Source organism: Enterococcus sp. 3G6_DIV0642 (assembly GCF_002140635.1).
Lineage (GTDB): Bacteria > Bacillota > Bacilli > Lactobacillales > Enterococcaceae > Enterococcus_D > Enterococcus_D casseliflavus.
Map to the genome: position 1 here is coordinate 2467165 of NZ_NGLH01000001.1, position 26597 is coordinate 2493761.

At 37.7% G+C, this 26597-nt stretch carries 25 protein-coding genes and 1 pseudogene; 4 read left to right on the forward strand and 22 right to left on the reverse strand.

Annotated elements, in window-relative coordinates; genetic code table 11:
* Nucleotides 1-14: 14 nt before the first annotated feature.
* The gene (locus A5878_RS11800) at nt 15-818 is read left to right on the forward strand and encodes a Cof-type HAD-IIB family hydrolase (protein ID WP_086295600.1); all 804 of its coding nucleotides are present in this window, start codon (nt 15-17) and stop codon (nt 816-818) included.
* Nucleotides 819-872: 54 nt separating this feature from the next.
* Here A5878_RS11800 and asnB read toward each other — a convergent pair whose 3' ends face one another.
* Nucleotides 873-2768 (reverse strand): asparagine synthase (glutamine-hydrolyzing), encoded by a 1896-nt coding sequence (asnB, locus tag A5878_RS11805; RefSeq protein WP_010749664.1) that lies wholly within the window; start codon nt 2766-2768, stop codon nt 873-875.
* A 466-nt stretch (nt 2769-3234) separates the two neighbouring features.
* On the opposite strand from asnB, the gene A5878_RS17525 reads away from it, so the two are divergent.
* Nucleotides 3235-3384, forward strand: a complete 150-nt coding sequence (locus A5878_RS17525) for a hypothetical protein (RefSeq protein ID WP_005229155.1) — start codon at nt 3235-3237, stop codon at nt 3382-3384.
* Nucleotides 3385-3447: 63 nt separating this feature from the next.
* On the opposite strand, the gene A5878_RS11810 is transcribed toward A5878_RS17525, so the two are convergent.
* A complete protein-coding gene (locus tag A5878_RS11810) occupies nt 3448-3633 on the reverse strand; it encodes a hypothetical protein (RefSeq protein ID WP_060792510.1) in 186 nt (61 codons plus the stop codon).
* A gap of 228 nt (nt 3634-3861) precedes the next feature.
* Here A5878_RS11810 and A5878_RS11815 point away from each other — a divergent pair, with 228 nt between their 5' ends.
* Nucleotides 3862-4521, forward strand: a complete 660-nt coding sequence (locus A5878_RS11815; protein WP_086295602.1) for an Ltp family lipoprotein — start codon at nt 3862-3864, stop codon at nt 4519-4521.
* A 1000-nt stretch (nt 4522-5521) separates the two neighbouring features.
* On the opposite strand, the gene A5878_RS11820 is transcribed toward A5878_RS11815, so the two are convergent.
* On the reverse strand, nt 5522-7615 hold the full coding sequence (locus tag A5878_RS11820) for a YfhO family protein (RefSeq protein ID WP_228077429.1): 2094 nt from the start codon (nt 7613-7615) through the stop codon (nt 5522-5524).
* Nucleotides 7616-8035: 420 nt separating this feature from the next.
* Here A5878_RS11820 and A5878_RS11825 point away from each other — a divergent pair, with 420 nt between their 5' ends.
* Nucleotides 8036-9031 (forward strand): glycosyltransferase, encoded by a 996-nt coding sequence (locus tag A5878_RS11825; RefSeq protein ID WP_060792512.1) that lies wholly within the window; start codon nt 8036-8038, stop codon nt 9029-9031.
* Nucleotides 9032-9097: 66 nt separating this feature from the next.
* On the opposite strand, the gene A5878_RS11830 is transcribed toward A5878_RS11825, so the two are convergent.
* The 19 genes and pseudogenes from A5878_RS11830 to A5878_RS11920 form a co-directional block, all read right to left on the reverse strand.
* Complete coding sequence (locus A5878_RS11830) at nt 9098-9877, reverse strand: N-acetylmuramoyl-L-alanine amidase family protein (protein WP_086295604.1); 780 nt, start codon at nt 9875-9877, stop codon at nt 9098-9100.
* 166 nt (nt 9878-10043) lie between these two features.
* Nucleotides 10044-10412, reverse strand: a pseudogene (locus A5878_RS11835) (phage holin family protein); the annotation flags it as partial.
* A 113-nt stretch (nt 10413-10525) separates the two neighbouring features.
* Complete coding sequence (locus tag A5878_RS11840) at nt 10526-10729, reverse strand: hypothetical protein (RefSeq protein WP_086295606.1); 204 nt, start codon at nt 10727-10729, stop codon at nt 10526-10528.
* A 13-nt stretch (nt 10730-10742) separates the two neighbouring features.
* Complete coding sequence (locus A5878_RS11845) at nt 10743-14918, reverse strand: phage tail protein (RefSeq protein ID WP_179190644.1); 4176 nt, start codon at nt 14916-14918, stop codon at nt 10743-10745.
* 1 nt (nt 14919) lies between these two features.
* Entirely contained in the window at nt 14920-16425 is a 1506-nt protein-coding gene (locus A5878_RS11850) for a distal tail protein Dit (RefSeq protein WP_086295608.1), read from the reverse strand.
* A 3-nt stretch (nt 16426-16428) separates the two neighbouring features.
* On the reverse strand, nt 16429-18798 hold the full coding sequence (locus tag A5878_RS11855; protein WP_086295609.1) for a phage tail protein: 2370 nt from the start codon (nt 18796-18798) through the stop codon (nt 16429-16431).
* Nucleotides 18798-19181, reverse strand: a complete 384-nt coding sequence (locus A5878_RS11860; RefSeq protein ID WP_086295610.1) for a DUF5361 domain-containing protein — start codon at nt 19179-19181, stop codon at nt 18798-18800. Before A5878_RS11860 ends, A5878_RS11855 begins: the two co-directional genes overlap by 1 nt.
* 11 nt (nt 19182-19192) lie before the next feature.
* A complete protein-coding gene (locus A5878_RS11865; protein ID WP_086295611.1) occupies nt 19193-19456 on the reverse strand; it encodes a hypothetical protein in 264 nt (87 codons plus the stop codon).
* Nucleotides 19453-20034 carry a phage tail protein gene (locus tag A5878_RS11870; protein WP_086295612.1) on the reverse strand — a complete coding sequence of 194 codons (582 nt, stop codon included), beginning with the start codon at nt 20032-20034 and terminating at the stop codon, nt 19453-19455. Before A5878_RS11870 ends, A5878_RS11865 begins: the two co-directional genes overlap by 4 nt.
* Nucleotides 20035-20046: 12 nt before the next feature.
* Nucleotides 20047-20382, reverse strand: a complete 336-nt coding sequence (locus tag A5878_RS11875) for a hypothetical protein (protein WP_086295613.1) — start codon at nt 20380-20382, stop codon at nt 20047-20049.
* Nucleotides 20383-20619, reverse strand: a complete 237-nt coding sequence (locus tag A5878_RS11880; protein WP_086295614.1) for a hypothetical protein — start codon at nt 20617-20619, stop codon at nt 20383-20385.
* Nucleotides 20612-20950: a hypothetical protein gene (locus tag A5878_RS11885; protein ID WP_086295615.1), complete on the reverse strand. Its 339-nt coding sequence runs from the start codon at nt 20948-20950 to the stop codon at nt 20612-20614. The genes A5878_RS11880 and A5878_RS11885 overlap by 8 nt, the downstream gene beginning before the upstream one ends.
* On the reverse strand, nt 20892-21335 hold the full coding sequence (locus A5878_RS11890) for a phage Gp19/Gp15/Gp42 family protein (protein ID WP_086295616.1): 444 nt from the start codon (nt 21333-21335) through the stop codon (nt 20892-20894). The genes A5878_RS11885 and A5878_RS11890 overlap by 59 nt, the downstream gene beginning before the upstream one ends.
* 4 nt (nt 21336-21339) lie before the next feature.
* Entirely contained in the window at nt 21340-21666 is a 327-nt protein-coding gene (locus A5878_RS11895) for a hypothetical protein (RefSeq protein WP_086295617.1), read from the reverse strand.
* Complete coding sequence (locus A5878_RS11900; RefSeq protein ID WP_086295618.1) at nt 21666-22559, reverse strand: phage major capsid protein; 894 nt, start codon at nt 22557-22559, stop codon at nt 21666-21668. Before A5878_RS11900 ends, A5878_RS11895 begins: the two co-directional genes overlap by 1 nt.
* A 4-nt stretch (nt 22560-22563) precedes the next feature.
* Nucleotides 22564-23025: a DUF4355 domain-containing protein gene (locus A5878_RS11905; RefSeq protein WP_086295619.1), complete on the reverse strand. Its 462-nt coding sequence runs from the start codon at nt 23023-23025 to the stop codon at nt 22564-22566.
* An 80-nt stretch (nt 23026-23105) separates the two neighbouring features.
* Entirely contained in the window at nt 23106-24515 is a 1410-nt protein-coding gene (locus A5878_RS11910) for a DEAD/DEAH box helicase family protein (protein WP_086295620.1), read from the reverse strand.
* Between the two features lie 59 nt (nt 24516-24574).
* The gene (locus A5878_RS11915; protein ID WP_086295621.1) at nt 24575-25336 is read right to left on the reverse strand and encodes a hypothetical protein; all 762 of its coding nucleotides are present in this window, start codon (nt 25334-25336) and stop codon (nt 24575-24577) included.
* Nucleotides 25329-26570 (reverse strand): phage portal protein, encoded by a 1242-nt coding sequence (locus tag A5878_RS11920; protein ID WP_086295622.1) that lies wholly within the window; start codon nt 26568-26570, stop codon nt 25329-25331. The genes A5878_RS11915 and A5878_RS11920 overlap by 8 nt, the downstream gene beginning before the upstream one ends.
* Between the last annotated feature and the right edge of the window lie 27 nt (nt 26571-26597).

Sequence of the window (26597 nt, forward strand, 5' to 3'; positions counted from 1 at the left end):
ATGGAGCGAGTCTTTTGAAACCAAAAATCATCGCCATTGATTTAGATGGCACAACCTTAAATACTGAATCCCAACTTTCCCCTCGCACACGTGAGGTACTGGTTCGCGCCACCAAAGCGGGACACTTTGTTACCATCGCTACAGGAAGACCTTTTCGTATGAGCGATCAGTTCTATAAAGAATTGGCGCTCACAACACCAATGGTCAATTTTAACGGCGGGTTGGTCCATAAACCTCGACAAGTCTGGGCAAATGAAATGGAGCACTCGATCTCTCGAGAAATTGCGTTTGAGCTCATAGCGCAAAAAGAGCAGTTGGGGCTGACGTTTGTGGCAGCAGAAAATCGCGAAACCTTTTTTATTGATGACCTAAGTGGATTTGATCAGCACTTTTTCTTTTCGGGCAATGCTTCCGAAAAAAATCTATTAGCAAATTTAAAAACGGACCCCACTTCATTACTGGTGAAAACCGAAAATGAATTAGCAGAATCTGTTTCTTTACGTATCAAGGATCAATTCGACGATGCGGTCGATGTTCGAACATGGGGCGGACCTCAAGCTATCTTAGAGATCGTACCAAAAGGGGTCCATAAAGCACTTGGTCTTTCGGTGATCGCGGATTCTTTGTCTTTGGATCGACAAGATATCATCGCTTTTGGTGATGAACACAACGATTTGGAGATGCTGGATTATGCGGGTTGGGGCGTTGCTATGGCGAATGGCACGCAACAATTAAAATCGATCGCCAATGATGTTACCGACAAAACCAATGCGGAAGATGGCATGGTCGATTACTTGGAAAAATATTTAGGTCTATAAAAAAAGCCGATGCGGGATGTCCGCATCAGCTTTTTTTTTGCTTCCATATTCAAATCAAAGTGTTTCATAAACGATTTCTTTGGCTTCTGGAATCGATTCATCAATAAAGAATACTTTATACCAGGTCAAGAACGTAAAGATCGTCCAGATTTTTCGCTGAAGATTCGGTTTTCCTTGGCGATGGTCTTCAAGCATTTGTAAAATTGCTGTTTGATCGAAGAAGGTTGCCGCAAAGTCTGACTCAAAAAGGCTCTTGACTGCTTCATACCCTGTTCCTTCTTTCAGCCATGCCTTGATAGGTACAGGAAAGCCGAGTTTTTCACGGTTTGCCCACTCTTTTGGCAAATGACGGTTTGACGCTTGTCGAAACACATCTTTGGTGTTGTTTTGATTGATCAAATATTTCGTCGGGATCGTTTGCGACAACTTCTGCATCTCGATATCCAATAAAGGAACACGTAATTCCAAGGAACTCGCCATGGACATTTTGTCTGCTTTTAACAAGATATCCTTCGGCATCCACTGATGAAGATCTAAATATTGCATCTTATTGACCTCGTCTTTGAGACCATTGACTTTCTCGTAATGAGGCGCAACGATTTCAGCAACAGAGGGTCCTTTTTGATACGTTGGTTTTAAAAGCTGCAGTGCTTCCTCTTCTTCAAAGACCAGTGCTTGCCCGATAAAGAAGTCTTGGGCAGGTGCCGTTGCTTCATAAAGATGGATTCGACCATGGAAGTTTTTCATTTTGCCGATTTGACGTCCCAAACGAAAGCGGATGTTTTGTGGCAATTTTTTCAATCCTTGGGCAAAAACGCGCACCGCTTTAGAGTTTGTGTGGAAGCCATAAGCAGCATAACCGGCAAATAATTCATCTGCCCCTTCCCCAGATTGAACGACTCGCACTTGCTGTGCTGCCAGATTGGCTAAAAAGTACAAAGGGACACAGCTAGGGTTAGAATCTGGTTCGTCCAAGTGATACTGAATCAACGGGAATGCCTCAAAGGACATTTCACCATCGATGACCGCTGCTGTGTTGTTCAAACCGAGTTTTTCCGTCAATTTGCGGGCTTCGATCGCTTCGTTGTAGGTTTTGTCATCGAACCCGATTGAAAACGAGCGATCTGGTCGCAAGACAGAAGCTACGTAACTTGAATCGACACCACTGGATAAAAATGAGCCGACTTCAACATCACTGATTTGATGAGCGGCAATTGATTCTTGGACTGCTTGATCGATTTTGTCGACCCATTCTTCTCTTGAATGATTTTCTTTCACTGAAAAATCTGCATCCCAATACTGCTTGATCGTCAATCCCTGTTCATTAAACAAATAATAATGCCCTTCTTGCAAACGATGAACGCCTTTAAAGAAGGTTTCTCCGTTCAAAGGCGAGTATTGAAACGTCAAATAAGGTTTCAACGCCTCTTGGTTCAACTCTTTCTTGAAATCTGGATGAGGCAAAAAGCTCTTGATTTCAGAACCAAACATAAAACTGCCATTCATTTGCGCATAGTAATATGGTTTGATGCCAAAGTGATCTCGTGCGCCGAAAAGCTCTTGTTTTTGAGTATCCCAGATGGCAAAAGCAAACATTCCCCGCAGGCGCTGCAAAACATCAATGCCCCACTCCTCATAGCCATGTAAGACTACTTCGGTATCCGCATGGGTAGAAAAAACATGACCCGCTTGGATCAATTCTTCCCGCAACACTTGAAAGTTATAGATTTCCCCATTAAAAATAATGACTTTTGTTCGATCCTCGTTAAAAATCGGTTGTGAGCCACCTTCTAAGTCGATGATCGATAAACGACGAAACCCTAACGCTACTTGGTCGTCGGTAAATTTTCCTGAACTGTTTGGTCCGCGATGAACGATCCGGTCCATCATGCGTTCAATAATGATTTCTTTTTGGTCTTTCGAATTGACAAAGCCGACAATTCCGCACATATTTTCACATCCGTTTTCATAATCCATTTTCATTTTTCTAAAGTAAATCATACCATAGAATTCAAGAGATACGATCTCTTTTTCAAAAAAATACAATCAATATATTTTTGCACAAAACATAATTTGGAGACAAACCTTATGATATCAAGGTTTCCAATCATCTCATACTCTCAATCTTACAAATTTGTTATCTAAGAAAATAGCTATCCTCAAAATTCTTAAGAAATTTTTTATGAATTCTATTTTTCTGAAAATATACAAAGATACTTTTCCCGAATTTACTGACTCCAGGAAACTTCTTTTGCTGCCATTCTCAGGCATTGATTTCCTGAAAAGGATCAGTCAGATTTGTTCGCTTGATAGTTTTATTGGACTATTGTGAAAAAAAGTGTTATTCTAACTATGGAATTTCGTTATCAACTAACCGTTGCCTTTCAATGACAAGATTTAAGAAAGGAGAATGACTATGACATTCTATAACACAGATCTACAATATCGTGTAACTCTGGATACCAAATTGAATTTATTTATCGTTTTCGATAAAAAAGATGCGAATCATTTTGCGACTGGAATTACGATCGAGCAAGCTGTACAAGAATTGAAAAAAACTGCATAAGGAGTTTATCCAAATGAAGGATACCGATTCGTACTGAAAGCACCTCGCTAAGGAAAAAATTAGCTAGGTGCTTTCTTGTTTTTTTTGCTCGCTTTTGTCTTTTGCAGTATCCGCTTCTTGCTTCTGTCCACTTTGCTGTTCATCCAGCTGTAAGATTTCATCAACAGATCCTTGCGTAATAAATTTGCTCAATCCCTGTGCCGCAATTTTTGTGTAACGCATGAAGTAATCTTTTTCTTCAAAATCCATCTTCTTCCCTCCTACTGATACAACTGTACTTTCATTTCGTTTACCAGCGATTTCACCAGTAATTCTTGAGCGTCACTTCTTTAATACATATGAATGATCTGTTAATAGCATAGACGTTACATTTGTCAAATCATCCTTTTCCTCTATTCATGAAAAGACAAATCTGTTTTCTGATTCCAGACATAGTACTATTAACTTTAGGAAACTGTTTTCTTAGGGGGGATGCTTATGGCTACATTTTTCGCTGGTTTGTTTTTTATCGGTTTGATTGGTTTCATTTTTGGCATTATCTTATTTTATATTGGGTTGATAACTCAAAAAAACAAACGAGATCGAAATGTTTTTCTCATTGTCGCTTCCGCTTTTATTGTCTTGTTTTCGTATGGTGGCTTGTCCTTCTACCAAGATGTGGCGTCTTTCGATAGCATCACTGCGCAATTAAGCCTTTCTTTACGTAACGAATCAGGGAAAAATGAATCCTTTGGCGATGCCGCTGCTCCCGTGGAACAACCACAAGGAGAACAAACAGCTGGCAACAACGAAGCAAGTAGCGCGCAACAAGAAGAACCCGCAAACAACGAGCAACATACACCTCAACTTTCCCGCGAAGAAAGAAATGCACTGAATCGTGCAGAAAGATACTTATCCAGCAATGCGTTTTCTCAGTCGAGCTTAAAACGCCAACTACTCTATGAGGATTTTTCTGAGAGCGCCGCAGACTTTGCCGTAGCTACGGTAGATGCCGATTGGAACGAGCAAGCATTGAAAAAAGCGATTCGCTACTCGCAAAATTTATCCTTATCAGATGAGCGTGTGGCGAACCAACTTTCCTATGAAGGCTTTACTTCTGAACAAATTGAATATGCCTTAGCACGTTTGCCCGATTGATTCTTTTCGTTTGTTGCAGGACCACAAGCAAAAAAAGGGTTCAGCAAATTGGCGTATGTTTCTGTTGATTTCCAAATCGAGGATAGGCTGAGGTTTTTTCAGATAGTTATTGATCAAGCTCGGCAGTCAGTTAGCTTCTCTGCCCACGCTTCTGCCCACAACAAACAAAAAAGCCTATCTCGAAAGATAGGCTAAACGCTCCAAAGCGTTGATATAAGGAGAGTACAAGCCTAAAACCCCCATTATAAACATTGATTTAGAAGCCAATTTTCAGAGTTAATGCAAAATTGATGCAAAATAAATTTTCTTAGTGAGAACTGTTTTTTCACATTTTTATTTGTCACTCTTTCACGGCATATGAGAATATGCTGTGCTTTTTTTACAAAAAATAACCACTCTCGGGGAGGAGTGGCTCAATTAGATAAAAAAGTTTTTTTATATGGTAAATTAATTTTATGAGCAATCTAAAATTTATTCAAACCTTATGCTCAAAAATAACCCACCCTCAAGGAGAGTGGCCTGAAAAAAGATATAAAATGAAATAGCCCCGGTCAAGGCTATGATTCCATTCTACAAGAACATAGTTTTTATTTCAACAAAAAATCCACCCTAGTTATGATAGAGTGGATCTCGAAAGAGTAAACGAAAAATAAACATTTTGGGTATGAGTATAAGATACATCTTTTATTAATCAAACTCAACCAATTTATGACGGTTTTCTAATCAATAATATCTATTACATTGAAATAATGCTAAAATAAAAAAATCGAAGAGTACTAGGCACACTTCCCCAAGCATTACCGCCTAATACTCCTCGTAGAGTATTGCACGTACCTACTAATCTATAGGATAAACTTAGTTACTGCAAGTAAAATGAATAGGATTTATGCAAACGCCCGCGTAGCGGACTATTTTATTTTTCTTCATTATCTACTTTACGATTTATAGATGAATTAGACGTCTCTATTATTAATTTCATAGAAATTTATACATTAATTTTTTAGAAACTTCTTTTAAAATAAATATAAAATATAATACACATGACCAAAGCTAAAATTGACGATATCAGACCTAATTTGATAAATGGGTTTGAATAAACAAATCGTACACTATTTTCTCCATTATCTAAGATCACATACATGTAATTCATAGGTCCAATTCTGGGATCAACTTTTTTACCATTTACATAAGCATTCCAGTTTTCATGATATGGAACTAGTAGCAAAAGTTTTTCTCCTAAAGAAGCAGATGCTTTTATTTCAAATGTGTTTCCACTATAAACTATATCTTCCAATTTTCCATCTGCGTCATTTCTTGATTTGATGAGTAATTCCCTGTCTTCTGGATTGTTTATTGCAAATCTTCCCTGTTCTCCCTCACTTAAAACAAACGCAATGCTCTGAAAGTTTACATTTTTATAAACAAACCAGTTCTGATTATTAAAAGAAACATTTTCGATAAGTTGGTACCCTGTAGGATCAACTAGAGGTTCTTTTGAAAAATAGTATTTGACGCCACTTAATGTATTCATCGTATTATGGCTGGCAAAACCATAGGAGCGCCACTTTAATGATGATTGACTATATTGATCAACAATTTCTTGCGAACGATTATTAATAACGCTAAACCAATAAGACAATCCATAGTAATCGTTAATCATTGCTACATTTTCAGGTCGTCCATTTATACCCGTAAGAATATCATTTGATACTCTATACAACTCAGAATCTTTTTGTACTTTAGTTGAAAAGTTTACGGGTGAGTTGGTATAAACTTCAGAATTTTCATATGCAATAAATTCTTTTGTCCAGTCATAACCATAGCTACTATAAACACCCCATAAATTGATAATAATATTCAAAAAAACCATCAATCCTGTTAGAGAAAAAATAATATTTATTTTTTTGCCCTTACTTTTATGTTGAGCAAACTCTTTCTCCAAAATCTTTCTGTATTCGGTCAATACATATGCTAAAATTCCTGACAATAATAAATGAACAATAAACACCCACCTATCATTTGTCTGACCAAAACCATTAAATAGATACCCAGTAATTGGTAATGAATAAGCGACAAAAGTAATTACAAAGAAAATCAAACATTGTAATTTTCTTCTATTGTTAGGTAAAAACAACAATAATACAACTGCCAATAATTCCAGTATGATAATTCCGGACAAAAAATTTGGTGGTTCTACTGCTTGTAGACTAATTAATTTATCAAATTTTATTGAAACATTAGGAATATAATTATTTGAATTAAAAACTATATTTTGAATTGGCTCGCTTTTTCTTTCACTTAAAAAATAACTTTGAAGAGTCGGAAAGAAAAATGGTGCCGCTAAAAGTATACCAACAGTATAAGCAAAAATAGATTTTACTATTTCTAAAATCATTATTCTAAAACTCTTTTTCTGAAACAAAAGTCTTATAGGGAGGTAAAAAGCTAGAACAACTGAAATCATGAATAAAAAATAAAAACCACATAGGGCAGCGTACATTACCGATACAATAAAAAGAGTAAAATTTTTATTATAAATAATCTTTTCAACACCTAACAAAATCATCGGAGAAAAAATTAATACGGACAACCACTCAACGTACCTTGTTCCACCCATTACGGAAAAGCCACAAAATACATAAGCCAAAGCACTTATATTAACAGCTACTTTATCAAGGTTAAAGTTCGATAGATACTTTATAAGTGATAAACCTGACAACCACATCCTAAATACAATCATAAAAGAAAATAAATATGGGGCATTTCTATCATTTACTAAAATTGCAAATATGTTTAATGGATCACCAAAACCATAGTAGTTTAAGGAGCCAATTATGTCTTCTCCCATACCAATTGCAAGATCAAAACTTGGAAACTTTAATTGTCCATTAAAAATCCCTATAAATATTTCTTGGAGGTATTTTCCAGTATAGATGAAAGCTGGATAATACTGTCCTAAACCATCTATATTCCAAACCAAAGATAAGTTTTGACTCCACAGAGGATAGTATCCTATAAGAATTATCATAACAAACAAAATTGTATACACAATAATATCATAATACCTCATACGTGACTTGTTAATTTTTTTCAATAGTAGTACTCCTTTTATCATATTGGTACATGAATATTCCCTAACACATAATATCAGTAAAATTAACACAGTTCAATTCTATTATTAAACTAAAAATATAAAAAAACTCATACTCATTTAAAGTATGAGAGCATTTTTCAATTTCAGTAAGAATGTTAGTAGCATTTTCCACAATGCTTTTAATTCTTTAACAGTCCCATCAATCTACTCCTTATTTTTTATGATTCTATGTACAAGCCCGCCGAAGCAGGCTATTTTTGTTGATAAAAAAATCAACTCTTTGCATGAGCAATTCTAAAATCAATTAAATTACCTCACCCTTTGCCTGATCGTTATGTGACAATTCTGTAAGTTGTATTTTTTTACTCTGAGTGCTATTTTTTATTAAAAGAAACTTATTTCAGAATAAAAGGTGAAAAAATGTCGACCGTAACCGCACTCACAATTGTTGTCCCTATTTATAATGCTGCAGAACATTTGACTCGATGCATTGATTCAATAACTGCAAATACGTTTAGAAACTTTGAGTTACTGTTAATTAACGATGGGTCAACTGACAACAGCTTAGAGATCCTAAAAGAAAAAGAAATGGAAGATTCAAGAATAAAAGTTATTACAAAAATCAATGAAGGTGTATCTAAAACTAGAAATCTTGGAATAAAAGTAGCGACCGGGAAATTCATAATGTTTATAGATAACGACGATTATATTGAGAAGGATTACATTCAGACATTTATTGATAATTGTATCAAGAACGATGCTGATTTGGTAATCGGTGGTTATAAGCGTGTGAACAAAAGCAAAATCATGTTTTCTGATTTTCCACGGGATTGTGATTGGGGAAAATATGTTATTCTTGCGCCGTGGGCAAAAATTTATAATCGCCAGATTTTGATAGACAACAATATCTTATTCTTAGATTATCCAATTGGTGAAGATGTTTACTTTAATTTAAAAGTATTCAGCAACACCAAAAAAATAGTGTCAATTGATTATGTCGGATATAATTGGTATTTTAATGGCCACAGTATCTCAAATACTTGTCAAAAAGGTTTTAATAAAGATATTGATATTCTTTTCTTATTAGATAAGTTAATTGAAGCTGCACATGGTCAATCAGATGCCTACTTAAAATACTTTATTAAGCGTTACTATGTTTGGTTCCTTCTGTTCTCAGGAAGACAGGCTCATAGAAATGATTTTCTAATTGAACATAAACGAATTAAAAAATGGATTTCTGACAGGAAATTTGATAGTACACTCAACCCTTTATCTAATGAACTAAAAGGAGAGGGAATAAAAAACAGATTAATAGTTTTCGCTTTTCGATCACTCGAAAAATCGCATCTAATTCCTCTTTTTTCTAAGTTTTATTGTAAAGGAACTATCGGCTGCAAATCAAAACAAACAATTTAATTGAAAGCTTTCTTTGTCCTATTAATAAAAAAATCGCCCACTTTTTTATTTTGAGTGGGCGATTTTTTATGCTTCTGTTGCTACTTTGCGGAGATACGCAACTTGAACTGGATCTGTGTGAATCCAAGTTTCATAGCCTGCTTTTTCCATCATCGCTTGGATTTTCTTCAAGTCGCCTTCTGTTTTCACATGAGTAAATTTGTTTCCTGTCAAAAAGTAAACTTTCGGATCATTTTGATTTCTAAATAGTAACATGGTTTCTCCTACTTTCTTTGGTTGAATTTGTGGTGTGTTTGCTTGTGTGTTGTTGCTTGTATTGCTGAAAACTGCGTTCTTGAATCGTTCGAATTCACTTGGTTTTGCCACCCAAGGAGCTGGACAGTTTTTGCCTGTTACGTCAAAGTGGCGCCAAATCTTCTCTCTCGTAATATGAGGATAAATGGCGATCAATTCTTTGACAGCCTTCACAGCATTTTGGAATGTCTTTTCCGTAATGTTTCCATTCTTGTCTAAGCACATTTCAACACCGATCGTTGAATAGTTGGCGTTGCCTATCTTAGAATACAGTGGACGATAGCGTGAACCATCTGCATTGTATTTGCTGATTTCGTTAGCGTGATATGCAACTTCATTCAAGGGAATGATACAGAGTGCTTCAATATCATCTATAAACAGTTGAGCAGAAGCATAGGTTCCTTTAAGATTATTAAAATAGTTCTTGTGATTGCGTGCGGTGCCACCATTGTTGGCGGTGTAGTGCATAACGATACCATCAATACCGTTATTCCTGATTACTGGTCTTGAGTACTCATTAATATTGATATACTCGTATTTGATGAAACTCATATCAATCATCCTCTCTAAAAAAGAAGCAGCCGATCGGCTACTCCTTCTTTTCTGTAAATTCTTGGCCATCGCCATAGTCTGGAACATTTTTACTATCCAGAGCTTGGGTTTCAGATTGACCATCACCATAATCGATTTTTATTTCTGTTACTTTAGGTTTTGGATTTTCATTACTATCTTGTAATTTAGTTAGTCTTTCTTTTACCCAGTTTGGAATTGGAATCCCCAGTTGTCCAAGATTTTCAATAATTGAGATTCCATAAACTGCGATATAGAAAAAGACGAATGCGGTCGCAAACGTCTCGAGATTCATAATCTTTAGGTACGGATAAGCAATGATCACTAAGCACACAACTAGCATATGCTTAACAATGCCGAGTAATCCTTTTGTACTATTAGCGTCTTTGATAAATACTCCTTTGCAAAGTCCTGTCACGATATCTCCTACCACTACCCACAAGAACAACTGCACATATCCATTTGTCAGCAACCCCCGAAATTCATTCAGTAACACACCATTATCAATAATCACCATATATACCACCTTTTCTATTATTTAAACAAAGTCCGCGTTCCAAAAACTCTTTCATTCTGTTTTCCCCCAACTGAACATATGCCACCTACTTTCCAATAAATTAAAAGAGCAACCTATTCTGGTTGCTCTTTCGTAAATGTTTCTCCGATTTTTTCCTGAACTAGATTCAGAATGAAAGATAGATCCAATTCATCTTTACCAATATTCACTTGACCAGAAAAAGACTGTACATCTCCTACCTTTCCGTCGACATAAACAGTATATCCCTTTACTTGTTTTTGCGCGTCATAATTAAATGTAATACTTGCAATATTCATCGTTTCACCTCCCCTATATACTAACAAATCTAATCCCTGATAGTGAGATATAAGTCACACCACTGTCTGCGGAAGCTACCATCAAATCACCATTTAATTCTACTTGTATACGACCAGATCGACCAGAATTTGCCCCACATAAAAAAAGTTCAAGCATTGAAGCAGCATAAGGAATCGACCCGATTCTTCGTCCGGTTAAATCGAAATTCCCACTGGACGGTCCCACACGACCTCTCAACTGGACTTCATAACTACCATCTATAAGTCTAATTCTCCGATATTGAGGAGTGGCCCCTTCTATTGTGACAAATCCACTTGCTAATGGAATATTTACCCAAGGTGCCGGATTTAAAGCGGCTGCTGGCAAGTAACCACCGACTCCACTTTCAACCATGTATAACTTCCCTTGTCCTAACTGTGTTGTTCTAGCCGGTGCAGAAGAACTAGCTTTGTAGGTATCAACAAATCCTTGGACACGATCCATTGTGGTCGTCCATGTTGACCCGTCCGAACCGGTTCGTGCAATAGTCACATTCCCATCTCTCATAGTAGTAGTTCCAGTATAAGTTACACCAGAATCTGTATAGGAAAATGTATTTACAATCTCTGCTCCTTCTAACCTTTTGAACACCCCATTCTCAGAAAGAATGTTGGTAGCAAGTAAGTTATCAATAGGCATCCCCCACATACTCCAAACAGTTCCGTTAAACACTTTAATGATTTGAGGAGTGACGCTGCTGTCTTGCCATAAAGTTCCTTTTGTTGGATTGGCAGGTGCTGTATCAGAGATAACAATCGCATCTTTCCCTTGTTGAGCGACAAGATAGAAATAAGCACTGTAGGTATTATCCGTATATTTGAACCTTGTTCTTGTCCACATATACCAGCCCGCTTTAGGTGTGGGACTTGTCCCTGACCATCCAGACGTTGGCGGAGTTGTTCCATCTTGAGAAATAGCATAGCTGATTTCCTCTGCAGTAACCCCTTTACCAGTATCTCCTGTATCGCCTTTATCCCCTGTGTTTCCCTTGTCTCCTTTGTCCCCTTTTCCACCTTGAAAAGAAATTGAATAGGCAAACTGCTTCGTAAAAGTCTTGCCATCAGCTGTGATTGTGATCGGTACAGTACCACTCTTCGATACTAATGCAGTTGTAGCTATTAATGTTATTACTGATCCACTCACACTAGAGGAGAGTCCTGTCGGCTTAGTTCCTACAGTAATGCTAGTAGGTGTAATTTTATTGATGCCTTTATATACGATCACTTCTGTTGTTGTTGATCCAGCCAATGCTGCAGTTGTTGATCCAGCAAAGGTGTAGGATTCGTTCGTAAGAAACACAGTATAAGCATCTGATCCAGGAGGTCCTTCTCCACCGTCTTTGATTCTAGAAATAGTGAATACATCGCTCACAGTCGCATCAGCCGCCTTGATGGTGAATGTATCAAATACAGCTTTTGTAGGATCGATCGTAACAGTGTTGCCTGCTCGAGTAACTCCTGTAGGAACAGCTGAACCAAAATTACCACCGTTTAGACTATACGTCCAATTTGATATAGCGGTATTCACTGCAGTTCCGGTCACAGAAAAACTAGAAGCTGGAGTGATCTTTCCATCTTTATCAACTGTGATCGCTTGTGTTGTTCCTGACAAAGAAATGAGTGGTGCAGGATCACCTTTGTCCCCTTTGGAACCTTTCGTCAATGACCACGTATAATCACTTGGCTTTTTACTATCTGCTTCCGTAAAATCAACATACTGCCCAATATAATCCCCACCGTCTTCTCCGCCATTTCCCGTAAAAGTCAATCCGCCATCATTCGAATATTTGATATGCAGATATGACGTCTTTCCGTCTGGTCCTGGTTCTCCGGGAATACCAATACCAGGATCGCCTTTCGTTTGTTGCCACTTATAAACGCTTGGACTGGTAGGTGCAACGTTCGTTTCCGTTGTAGCATAACCAGTATATTTAGCATTTGCTGGATCTGTAGTCATTCCTGATCCATCGGCATTCTGAGAGTATCTTATCCATAGATAAGCACTCTTCCCATTTTGACCGGGTTGTCCGTCAAAATAATCAACATTTTTTACCGGTGTATAGCCGTCTTTTCCTTGCGGTCCCATGAATGGTATCCATGGTTTGTAATCGTCAGGATTATCAGACCCAACTTGATTCGTATCTGAATAGAATCCTTCGTATTTTGGATAGGCATTTTCGTAGTCTTCATCTGGTCTTGGGGTCCAAATAGAGTTGTAGGTTCCATATGCAAACTTAGCTCTCCATACAATAAATTCAATAGCAGCTCCTACTGACAATCTTGTAATGGAAAATTGCCTAGCTGCCCCAGTAGGGTGCGAGTAGTCTTTAGATAAGAAAGTAACCCATTTAGCTTCACCTGCTTCAATTCTTGTTGAAGTAGTGATATTGCCACCTATATTAAAATCTACTGTACCTGTATTCTTAATATAAATAGAAATATCGTAATTCTCTTTTACCCCAGCAGTGGTCATACTTCCAGCTGGCATCGTACAGGCTATAGTCGAAGTACCACCACTGATTGCATATTTTACAGCTGTCGCGGCATTCCATTCTGGAACTGATAAGTTGGCAGTCTTAGTTGAGGTCGCTCCAGCATAAGCAATAGCATTAGGTGATTCCGAATTTCTAAACAAATTATCATTCGGATAAACCTTGGTAAAGGTACCGTCTGCCATCAAATATCCACGATGTGGGTAGTATGTTTCGCCTGGTTCTCCTTTCTTACCATCATCGATATTGGTAACTGTCACCTCAGCGCCACCACGCACGTTCCCCGAATCGTCTGCTACTTCAAAACGAAAGACTGCCTTTTCTTCGATATCTGCAGCATTGATTGTCACTGTCTTGGTATTTGAAAACAAAGTGCCATCTTTATACCATTTCAGACTAAAGGTATCTGTTACATCCTTGATACCATCTCTAACACGAGCAGTTAATGTGGTACTGCCGAATCCATTCTTAAAAGTCACCCCATCACTAGTGATGATTTCATACGTGAAGACTTTATTTGATTCTATCAATGCTTGAACACGAGCAAGTAGAGTAGTATCCACTTCTGATTGTAGAATCTGAGCATTAGTAAATTTTGTTTGGTTTCTATTCGGCTCATCAAAATAAATATCTTGTTCACTTACTCGAACAGATAAATTCAACGCCGGCTGATACTCTGTATTCAAAGCCCTGACTGTATCGCCGATTCCAAGATATTCATACGACTTTATTGTTACTGTAACTTCCACCTGTGATAGTTTTTTCAACTGTGCTAATGCTTGGCCTGCTAAGGTGTTTTGGTTTTTAGTTTCATAGGACCAATTCTTTTTGATATACCCTTCGCCATTCATTTTTGCCATAAAAATGTTTCTTGCTTGAACAGCATAAATTATCGCGGAAGCTTTAGGACTGTAAAAAAGTTGATTGCCATCCTTATCTCGTTCATCGATTTCAATACCCGCTATTGTTAAACCATCTGTTCCGATCGGCTTAATGGCAGTTTTTAGGTTATCAATGTTATCTTTCACTTCGATTGTTTCAACATTGTTCCCCCACTCAAGAAGAACATCCTGTCGATTATTTCCTACACCTTGGTTTTTATCATCATTCGCTTTGTACACATTCAAAACAATTTGAGATAGGCCCCAGTGCTGATTCAATTGCGTAACAAACTCAATCTCTGCATCAAACCTCGTTGCTAAACTAAACAAGCGAGCAAGAAGATCATCTTCGCTGCCTTCCCATTCTAATTGCAGTTTTTTGTCCGCTACTTCATTGATCCCCATAACCAATGGATTGTCACCAGCAAACAAAAAGACCTTGAGGTATTCCTCAAAGGTCATCGCTTTTGCGGCTTTATATTCAGAAGCATCTTCATTTCGCAATTCCAAAGTCAGGCTGTCAGCTTGTACGGTAACATACTTCTCATTTTTAACCATATCCGTAATATCAAAATGATAGGCAGTGTTTTTATAAATAAAGCAGATCTTGTTTCCAACTTTAAAATAAGGTGACATAGCAGATTTTTGTAAGATGGAACATCGAAAGAATGCAGCAGTACCTAACAAATAGGTATGTAAATTCCCACCTTCATATTCATCAGTCACACAGAGTAATTGGTCTTTATTATCTAAGATTGCGATTAATGGTCGTTCCATTCTAAACAAACCTCTTTTCATACGTCCCAGTTATTTTAGGCGGAACGGTAGTAAATGGAGAATAAGGGAATTCAATATGATTTTTGCCAGGTACAAGATATGGAAAATTACTTCCCGTGATAAAATCTTCAAGTGTTTGGATTCCGTCCCGATAGATCATGTTCATGCCATTTTCTTTGGTGATAATCACATCTGATCCAGCTGAAAAGCGATTGGGAAGATCTTGCCAATACTGTGATTTCAAATCTGCAACCAACACATCCCTAAGTCCCATATTAGGAACAGCTTGTTGCGGTGTACGATCTGCATATTGACCAGTATAGAACTGGACTCGTTTCACTTTTTTTCCTTTTAAGAAGGGAACATTGACAGAATGATAGCCGCCATTCCAGAAAAACGTGATTTTCTCGCCTTCTTTTCTCAGATCAAACATATTTCGATTGTCATTTCTTGCTTGCGATCCATACGGGTTTGGAGGCAACCAATAAGATGGAGTCAGTGGGATACTTTTATAAATCTTTGTGCCGGCTCCTTCATTAATCAGAAAATACACAGTAGCACTATTTCCGTTCTTGTCTCCTTTGGAAATTGCCATCCCTGCCACAAATAGATTATTCTCGTCAACATAGGCTAATGTCCATTGACCAGTTTGCCCCATTTTTCCTGTTTCAAACCATGCCCTTCCCCACAAGTACGCACTTTCAATTGGATTTGGAAGAATCAGTTCCTTGGCTGTTCCATACCATTTTTTTGTACCTGATTTCTTGGCATCCGCTGGGATACCACCCATCCATCCACCATACGCAGTCGTTACCGGCATCTTGGCAACAATCGCCTTCTCTTGGTTCTCATAAAATGTTGTCGCATCCGTCCAATTGCTAAATACGCCGCCATCCTTTCCGATAATGATCTGCGCTTTTTCTCGGATCTCGCCATCTGCTTCATCAACATAACCAAGTTGTGTTAGAAAGGTATTTTCATCACCATGCATGCCAATAGCACCTAAAAATCCAGTTTCGGCATTATTATGGATCGTAAGTGTTAGCGGGGTTTTATCTGTTCCTTTATAATCAATATCCATCGCAAGAATTCCATTGGAATCAACTTTCGCGACTACACTATCCAGTGAATTATTATGAGCAACTCCATCAGTAATTTGGAAAGTTATAGTTCCTGTTCCATAAGTTTTTTTATCATCAAAACTTTTATCACCTTGAGGTATAGCATAATAAAAGAGATTCGGTTCATCACCAAATACTAATTTCCGAGGTACTTTAGTATTCAAAAGACCCGCTAATCCTCTTCTCTTCTCTATCACATTACTTTTTATAAAAAAGGACATCTTGATTAAGGCTTCCTCATTTGTACTGGAAACAAAAGCGTTACCAGCCTCACCAAAAGATTTTGATTCAATTGTGGTTGAAGGTCCAATCCCTCTGTCTAATGAGGTAATCTCGTCTATAAAAGAAGATAAGTCAACCTCACCAAAGAACACCGGTATTTTCATAACTTACCCCCTATTTCTATAAACTTTGTTTTCCATAACTTCTATACGATCATTTTCAATTTTTACCATTGGTGCTAAGATAGTTCCAGTCTTTTGACCATCTAATAACACTGTACCCTCTATAGTGATATACATAGGTTCATTTTTCTTTTGAGCGAGTGCGCCATCAGCAATAACTCTTTTAGCGGTATAGTTTCCATCAGATATAGTTTTAGATACATCCATTTGAAGTGTTTTATTAGAAAATGCATCTATTTCATCATCAATAAAACTACTAGAAATACCTGCAGCCATACCTTTTACTGTTGCCTGTACATCTTTAAACTTATCTTTTAAAGTCTCGTTAAACCCTCCCATTATTGCTTTACCAGCTGGTACTAATAATTTTCGGTCATAAGAAATCGGTCCTTTGTGTTCTTTGATCCAATCTGCGATTCCTCCAACAAAATTTTTTACACCTTCCCAAGCTGATTGCAATCCTCCTAAAAATCCATTCATTATAGCTGCACCAGCACCACTGATATCAATATTAGCAAGACCACTAATAACATTTTTTACATTATTGATAATACCTGTTACTTGAGATCCAACACTTGAAAAAATACTTCCCATTGCACTAAATCCGCTACTAACAGTTGATATCACAGTTTTGATAATACTTCCTGCAGCTGAAATGACTGATCGAATTGCTCCCCATATACTAGACATAACACCACTTAAAGCACTACCAGCGCTTCCTAAGCTACTAAATACGACACGAATGCCACTAATTGCACCTGATATTAAACTTCCAGCTGTTGATACCGCAGTTTTAATATTGCTCCAAGCGCTGCTTAGTATGCCACTTAACGATCCTCCTGCACTGCCTAAATTTGTAAAGTACCCAATAACAGTTCCAACCCACTCAGCAACAGTTGTTAATGCAGGTACACAGGCTTTGAACGCTTCAACTAGCCACGTAATAACTGGCGTTAAAAATCCGATTGCACTTGTGATCATGTCGAATGTCGCAGAAACACCCATTAGAATTCCTTTGAAAACTCCTCCTAAAAATGCACCTACAACTTGTAAAACAGGCATCAGCGCACTAGCCAACACAGTGACGATAGGCTGAGCTGCATTCCACATTTTTACAAAAGAATTGACGACCATATCAATAGCAGGACTAACAATTGTCATCATCGTGCTGAAAGCATTCGTTATAGCAGGAATGATTGCAGAGATTACTGCTTGAAGCCCACTAAAATCAAGCTTAGTAAAGGCAGTAGCAATTGTGTTAATTATTGGCGTAAGTGTAGATACCACTGTTTGAAATAGCTGTGGAAGTTGACCAAAGGCTGTTTTAAATGCTTGAATTATTGGATCGATTGCGCTTCGAACGTTTCCTAACAACGTTGATAAACCTCCATCGATCCCAATTCCTAACTGTGACAACAATGCTTCTCCACCTTCGAGAAACCTTGGACCAGCTTCTTGAAATAGTGTAGAAAACACTACCGGCAGACCTTTCAATATATTACCGACCATTGGAATGAAGTTGTCGAATAAAAACGTTGAAGTGGTTTGTGCTAATGCTTGAAGAGAAGGAACTATATCACGTCCCAATGAAAGATTTCCAAGCACATTAGAAAACGCTGATTTCATTGAAGTGAAAGACCCGCTGAATGTTTCTGCAGCTTCTTTAGCTGTAGTTCCAGTAATTCCTAATTCTTCTTGAACAGCATGAATCGCAGTGTACACATCACTCAAATTGTTAATATCATATTTAACACCGGTTAATTTTGTAGCATCTGCTAAAAGTCTTTCCATTTCTGTTTTAGTTCCGCCGTAACCAAGTTTTAAGTTGTCAAGCATAGTATAGTTTTGTTTCGCAAATCCCTGATAGGCATTTTGAATATCACCCATATTTGTGCCCATTTTATTAGCATTGTCGGACATATCAACCATTGCCATGTTCGCTTTATCGGCAGCCTTTTCAGTATCTCCGCCCATAGATTGCAACAAACTTGCACTGAAACTAGTAACATTCTCCATATAATCGTTCGCCGATAATCCAGCCGTTTTATATGCTTCATTGGCGTACTGCTTTACCTTATCAGCACTGCCCTTGAAAAGAGTCTCAATCCCTCCTAATGACTGTTGCAATGCGGCACCCTCTGACAAAGAAGCAGAAATGCCTTTAGTTATAAGTTCACCAATTTTAGCCGCTGCAATAATTCCACCAATCGCCGTAACTAGCTTACCGCCAATTAAATTTCCAGCACTTGTTCCTGCTGCATCAGCTTCACCAGACAATTGTTTTGTTATGGATCCACTAATTCCCTTGGCAGAGGGCATGATTTGTACAAAAGCTTGTCCTAATTCTGTTGCCATTATTCATCACCCCCATTCGTTGAATCTCCAATCAGTTGTTTTCTCATACGAGTAAAATCCTCACCAGAATCAAATACAACTTCCTCTCTTTCGTTCATGTTATTTCCGACTAATTTAGAAAGAATCGATTCAGGCTGGTTTTTTCCTTTTTGGCCATCTTTTGTTTTTGCCCAAACCAAAAGCCTTAAGTTATCGTTTATTCCCGCTAATAAAAGAGTATTCAGCGGAATTTTTTGCCCACTAAGCTTTTGCTTTATTCTAGATTCATCTCTAAGTCCACATGAAAAAACAGCTACCTTAGAAGCTGGCAGCTGTTTGTAGTCATATATTTTATAGGTTTCGGCTAGATCGCATATCAATGAACTCTCATCGATATTGATCATTCCGGCGAGGATTAGGAGTTTTTTGTTTGATCTTGATTTTGAAAAATATTTCCAAGTTCTTCAACCATTTTAGCAGCAGGAACAATTCCATCTTCATCTCGAACGTGTTCTTTCAAAGCTGCTGCCTGTTCTTTTCCTAAAAGAAGATTTAAAGCTTTCGGCGCAACCACAGGATTTTCATCTATTTCACCAATAACTTCTAAGAGTTCATAATTATCTAATCGTTTTTCTTCGATAGAATACTTGAATCCTGAATTTGTTTCTCCTTTAATCATTGTCCTGAACCTCCTGTGCTAGCTGCTGGTTTCTGAATGTATTCGAAGTGAGTATTTCCTTCATCATCAGACGGAATAGCAGTAATAGTTGTTTCATAACCTACTGCATCAGCATCAGTGTAACTAATTTCTCCGATTTCCGTTACTTTTCCGTTTGGGATAACAATTCTTTTAAGAATCCCGCCTTTTAGAATCATGTCTGCAACTAAGACGTGTTCTTCAAGTTCTTTTGCGTTTGCTTTAATTTCAATACCAGTATCAATTGTGCCCGTTACGTTTGTCGATCCATAGACTTCTTTCAAGACTTCTGGATTTAACGCTTCAATCAAAGTGTAAGTAAAGGTATCTTCTTTCTCTGTTTGAGGACTTGCAACAGTATCCCCACCCCATGCTTTAATATTCTCAGAAGACGGTGTGTTTGAGTTCGTCATACCATCTTCTGAAATATACCCTAAGCTTTTGAATGCAGCGTTTAACTCAGTTGTTGCATTTTGGGGCAATGTAGTTCCCAATGGTGCCGAATAAATAGCTCCACCTACCTTGGGCTTAGCTGTTGATACATTTTTTGCATCTGACATTTTGTTAACCTCCTAATAATGAGTGATATCAAATACTGCTTGATATCTGTACTCTTTTGTTGTTGTGTTCGTGTAGTTATAATCACTATTCAACTTAATCTTACTGATCTCATACAGTTTGATCAGATCTTTTAAAACTTCTTTCAACTCAGCATTTAGCAATGCAGCTTTATACAAAGTAGGTGCATAGCTTTGAAAAGCATATGTTGAAGACGAAATAAGATTGTTTTCACCGCTACAAGTCTTTTCGAAAAGAACATAGCTTTCTGGCATTTTCCCTTGTTTTTCTAAAAAGGAAGTTACAGATAAATGACTATCGAGAAAATTCTTGATCACAATTTCAATCATTTATCGCACCGCCTTTAAGAGGGTATTATTTTTCATATTGTCTTTTTTTGCTTGGTATGTATCCGCATATACCATCGCATTTGCTCTCGTTTTACCTTCATAAATATCTTGTTTGTAACCTTCGCCAGCTCTATTTCTCACACCAGTTGCTTTCTCTTCTAATACACCTTGCATCTGATTGGACTTCATTAGAGCTGCTACTCCACTCCGGTTCAACTTGAATTTCATCTTAGCCATAACGTTCCACCATCACTTTCTTATTCCAATCAAGTGGGATTAAGTCTTCGATACCCTCTGTAGGAAAGCCAAAGGTGCGCCATCGTTTACCAAAGAATTTTACTTCTTTGTCTTCCCAATCATTAGTATCTCCTTTCGGGATTGCTAACGTATATACAGCTTTTTTTCCAGTTAAAGTAAGTTGGTTGACAATATCATCAGTGGAAGTAGGAGTGACTAAGACATTTTCAACATCAATATCTGCTTCTTCGTAGATTGGATTCCCGAATGGATCAGTTCCCGTTTTGGTCAAACCCACCAATTGAATTGTTATTCCTTTCAAAAGTGCCATAAGATTCAATCACTCCCATCCGTTGCCGTCTTAAACCAAGACGGCTCAATTCGCTGTTTTTAATAAATAATCCGCCACCTGGCACAAGGTACGATCCAGAAACGGAATAACCCAATGCTCCTTCTGCATACTGGGTCATTGGCTCCTGATTAGTTGATGTCATTAGTGTTCTAGCTACAACATCAACAGTTACCGATTTGACAACATTCAAAAAGTAATCAGGCTTCATGCTTATCATGTTATCTAAATCTTTTCCCACCTTATCGGCTTCCATTCGCAAAGAATCAGAAACAATATTAAGCAATTCAGTAGCTCGCGTGATTTCTTCTGGCTTAAGGGCACGCCATAGGTTTGACAAATCATCAATAGTTGCAAAGGCTGCCATGAAATCACTTCCCTTGCATCATCAAATCGTACAATTCTTGCTTTTTAGAGCTAGGGTTATACTTGATGCCAAATGCATCTAATTCCTGCATGATTTGCTTTTTAGTAATGCCTTCTAATCCAGCCACTTGTTCATCTTTTTCATCAGCTTGTTGTTCTGGAACAGCAACTGGTGTTTCAGCTTCATCGTCAGTATTTTCAATTTCTACTTCATTCAGTGCTTTTGGTTCTTCATCAGTTTTTGGCTCATCTTTCAACAAGACCCAATCACCGCCAGAAACAACGCAAGGGCTACTAAAAGTAACCCCTGTTTTTGTATTTTTATATTGCATTATTGTCCGCCTCCTGCTGGTTTAATCACACGAGCAAAGCTATTGCCATCCATAATTCCCCAACCCAGGTATGTTTCTGAACGTAAATAAACTTGATTGTAACCTTTCAAATCTTGTCCGCTATTATCAGGATCACCATACTTGATAACTTCCAATGGGATTTCTTTCGCATATCCCCATTTGAACATGGAAGCAAAGTCACCAATTATAACCAAGTCATTCCCGCCGTTAGATACTGTGCGATTGATATCAGTTGGGATTCCACGAACAGCTCCCGGATTCGCTCCCCATGCTAACTCTGGAAATTGTTTGATACCATTTACTTTGTAAGATGCTAAGGCAGCTGAAAACTGCGGATCCATCGCCATACCCGAAATTACACCTTCCGCACCTTGTACCATTGAAGCAGCCGTTTCAATGTTTACATCTGGATCTGCTTCATTAAAGTCAACTGTTTGCGTTACTTTCCCGTCAAAGTGATTCGTTCCGATAATTGCTGACGCTGTACCAGTACGTGGATTGATTCCATGGAATGCCATTAAATCTAAACCACGAGCAAGTTTGCGAGCGTAACCTTCATTGAATGCTTTTACAATATCAATTTTTTCTTCATCTGAAGCATACAAGAATTCATCAGAAATACGAGCGCCATATTCGACCTTGATTGGCACGATAGTCAACGGCGCAATAGAAACTCCTCCATGTGTTTTTTTACCGTTTTCAGCAACGATATCGATTTCGGAATCCATAGTGAAAGTGAATTCTTTTTGACCGTTAAATGGAATCGGCTTTTGTTGAGATAAAGCTACTAAAGAACTTTTTCCTTTCACTTTGTTAATAAGGTCTGTAACTAATTCTGGATCAAATAAACTTCCTTTTGATAATGTTGACATAATATTACTCTCCTTCTAAATTAAGATTTTCAATTAGATTTTTATAAGCGCCATCTTTTCCTTCACCTAAATTATTTTCAGTATTTTTCAAAGGTGGCGGCGTTTGTTTCTTACTTACAAAACTCGCTAACCGTTCTGCATCAGCTTTGATACTTTCTTCATCATCTCCAACCAAGCGATCTGCTAAATCAATTGGCAATCCGTTTTGCAACGCAATTCTAGTGCGCAAATTCACTGTTTCTTTCTCAGCGATTTGTTTATTTAGATCAGCTATTGTTTGCTCATGAGTCTTAGCGGCATTGCTTGAATCTTCGATTGTTGATTTCAAATCATCTAGTTCTGCTTCTAATGCAGCATTACGCGTTTTGATCTCATCGTAATCAGCGAACTCCCCTTTTTCATGACTCAATCTCTCCTGGATAATACGGTCCAGTTCCTCTTGTGTTTCAATTGCTTTGAATGTCATAATACAAACTTCCTTTCTCCTGCTTGCCCGACAGTTCGGTAATTTTGTGTATTAAAAAACGACTACCGCTAAATAGTCGTCTAATACCTTTTTTGTTGTTTTTTCTTGGGCTTTTTAATACTACAAGCCCAATGTGCTAATAGTGCACTGTCCATTAAACAGATATCTCTATCTTCAAATTGCGATTTATAACCAAATCCACCGTTGCTACCGATATTGCGCTTCTCACTGTTCGTAACTACTGAACTTAGAGATGGCTGATCTTTGTGGCAAATTGTTTGTTGAAATATCCCTTGTTCCCATAATGAATTGGCAGTAATGATTTCTGATACTTTTGGAAGGATTGGCGCTTTAATTTTAAACTCTTCCATTTCTTTAGTTAGGATATTTTGACCTCCAGCACCGTCAATGACCACTGCATTTACGTTAGCTTTTTTCAAGAAATTAATGATCCATTGATTGCCATTTCTTACAGACACACAATCAATTGCTTCAACGAATACTTTTCCGGATAAAGTTTTAACTGCAATACTCATTGCAACATTCTGTCCATCATTCCCATACTTGATACCAACATACAACGGTCCTTTCAGTACAGGCAGAGCTACTACTTTCAACCTTGTCCAATCCTTAGCAGAAATAGCAGATTTTTGATTGTACTTAGGCCAGTATCCTAAACGCTGTACGTTGTGATCGAGTTTGTCATCACCAAGTTCCGCTTCAATCTTTCGTTCCGTCAAATGATATCCCAATGAAGGATTGGAATTATACCAAGCCTCGACATCATGGATATCTTTCATATCCTCAACTGACCATTCGGCCCATCCAGAATACTTCGATTTACCGAATAGCGTAGTATCTCGATAACCTGTAAAAACGGTACCACTAGATACAGGAGTTGGTGGCGTACCACACATAATCGTCATAGGGTTTTGACTGTCTGTCACGGTATACTTCAAAGCTGATTCTTGCTCAGTAGTGTATTCTTGAGCTTCATCGATCACAAGCAAGTCAAATCCTTCCCCAAGCCCACCACTAGATGTTCTTGTTCGGAATTGAATCACGCCGCCAGTTGAGTATAGCTCCAATCGTTCTTGACCTTTAGCTTTGATTGAATTGAAGTCCTCGCCCTCAATATATCCCGTGTCTTCAAGTAATTTTTTTACTTGTTCATATGAAGCGTGAGACGTACTGATTCTGTGAGCCGTATGCAAAATACTTAATCCTTCTTCTAAAGCATCTAACTCAATAATGTAAATAACCTCGGTTTTACCGTTTCTTCGTGGAATTGAGAAACCAAACTTTTGATGAACCCATAAATTATCTTCATCAATAGCCAAGATAGGTTCAAGCATACTAATTTGCCAATCATAACAATTGCGACCAGTTCTTTGATATCTTTCAATCGCTCTTTGAGATACAGATCTATCATATGGAATAATTACCGATTGAGTAGGATGTTGATTACCAAATTTCACTTTAGTAGTCATAAACTATCCCCTTTCAATCTCGATCATGCATGATAACCCTGTCGCTGGGAGATATTGGATCACGCATCCTTTCTCAAATTTATATTTTTTCTAGCTTGAATTTTCTGTTCCTTTTGTGGATCAGTCCAAGCTTTTAACCATACATTTTGTTTTCGACCATCACCCGTTTTATATTCAACTATACATTTACACCTTTCATGCCTTCGATAAATATCATCTGGTAAATCATAATAATCAAATGAGCCAGCTAAACTTTTACACCAATCACAAGCATGTCCGACTAAGGTTCTGTTGACTCTTGGCCTTAACCCAGATTTCGCATGAAAATCTACATTTGCTTTAATAACATCATCAACAACACTTTGACTAAAATTTACGATCGGTTCTCCTAATACCCACTTAACAGTATCGAAATCTTCTGCTGCTGATATCTTGTTTACAAGGCCATTCACCCTGTCTTGGTTGAAGTCAGGTTTCTGTCCTTTAATTTTAATTGCAGCTTCTTTGTTTAACTGCTCTTGAACATCAACAGAAAAATTTGAAATCAAATCGTAATTGTTTTTCAGCGTTTCATTAAGCAACCGATCAGCAATATTAAAATACATTTTCCCGTCAGGAAGAATGTCAATGTTGATATTGCTGCCTAATACATTTGCTAATATTTCTCCAATTTCAATAGCAAACTCATTTACATTTTTGTATGTGGCCTTACGATTTTTGAGCAAAGAAAAAGCAGACTTCAACTTCTGACTATTGATTGTCTGCTCACTAAATTCATTTTTAATTTTTTCAAGTAATGCGGGAACAATGTCGTTATCCATTACTATCGCCACCTTTTATTCCAGTTAAATCTCTGATTATTTCACTATTGATATATCCTGGAATCGCTTGATTCAATTTAATCGCACCATCTCCAATTAATGTTAATGAATTGGCATCAGCTTCAAATAATGGTTCCCACTTAGGAATTGTTTTTGCAAACTGATATCTAAAATACGGGTAGTCATCACGTAAACAAGCAGCAATAAATGCTACGTTCAATATTCCAGATCCTAACGATCGTTGTGCTTTACGTCCAGCTAGCCTTAAATTTTCATGACTTGCCCGAATCGCTTCAACCGATGAGGGATTATCGGAAACAAATCCCAAGTCATCCAATGTAAGTCCTGTTTCACCAGCGAATCCAGCAGCTGCAGTTTTTAATTGTTCTGTAAATGGAGTCATACTAGAAGTCGTGAACTGTCCCACTGTTGGAGCATTACCACCTTCTCCAACTGTAAATTCGAGCATCGCTGAAATGGTTGCCTTCCAAGTATCCAATGGTTCTGAATCTTGATCTGTTCCTAAAACATATTTTTGCGGAAATGAGTAAAATTCTGCGGTGATATCTGCACGTTCTAGTGTACGTTTTGCGTATGACTGGTAATACATACCTGATCGTGTAATACGAGAACGACCAAATGGCCGAACTGCATCTGGCCGATGAATTACCGGCACTAATAATGGATAATCAAAACTATGTTCGATAGGTTCATCCGGTATATTTTCATCAGCATAATAGTAATGAGTTATACCAGGCAGAAAATATGCTTCAATAGATGGATTTCCATCTTTATCTCTTTCGAGAACTGCATACCCTTCCGTTAGAAGTCCTGTAATTGGATCAATAATCCCCGTTGCATTGCTTGCTTCAATTATTTGTAATCTAGGTATTTCTCCTTCACCCCTTGAAATATAAACGAAAGAACAAGAAGCAATCAAAGATGACAAAACCAAGCTATCAAAAAATACATCCGGATTATTTGCTTCAAAAATTTCGTTTACCTCAAAGTCATCATGTTCAAATTCACGAAAAACTAAACGATCAGCCAAAGAATCCACCCCTTTGGCACACCATCCTAAAACTGATCGATATCTTTTTCTTATTTCAGGTGGAATTGTGATTCCGAAGCTTGATTCATTCTTCTTCATATCGTATTGTCTATACCTTAAATCAACACGAATTTTATGAGGAGCTAGCTTATTTCTTAGGTACTCAATGCCATAAATTTCCATTATTTCACTCCTTTCAAAAAGTCGCGT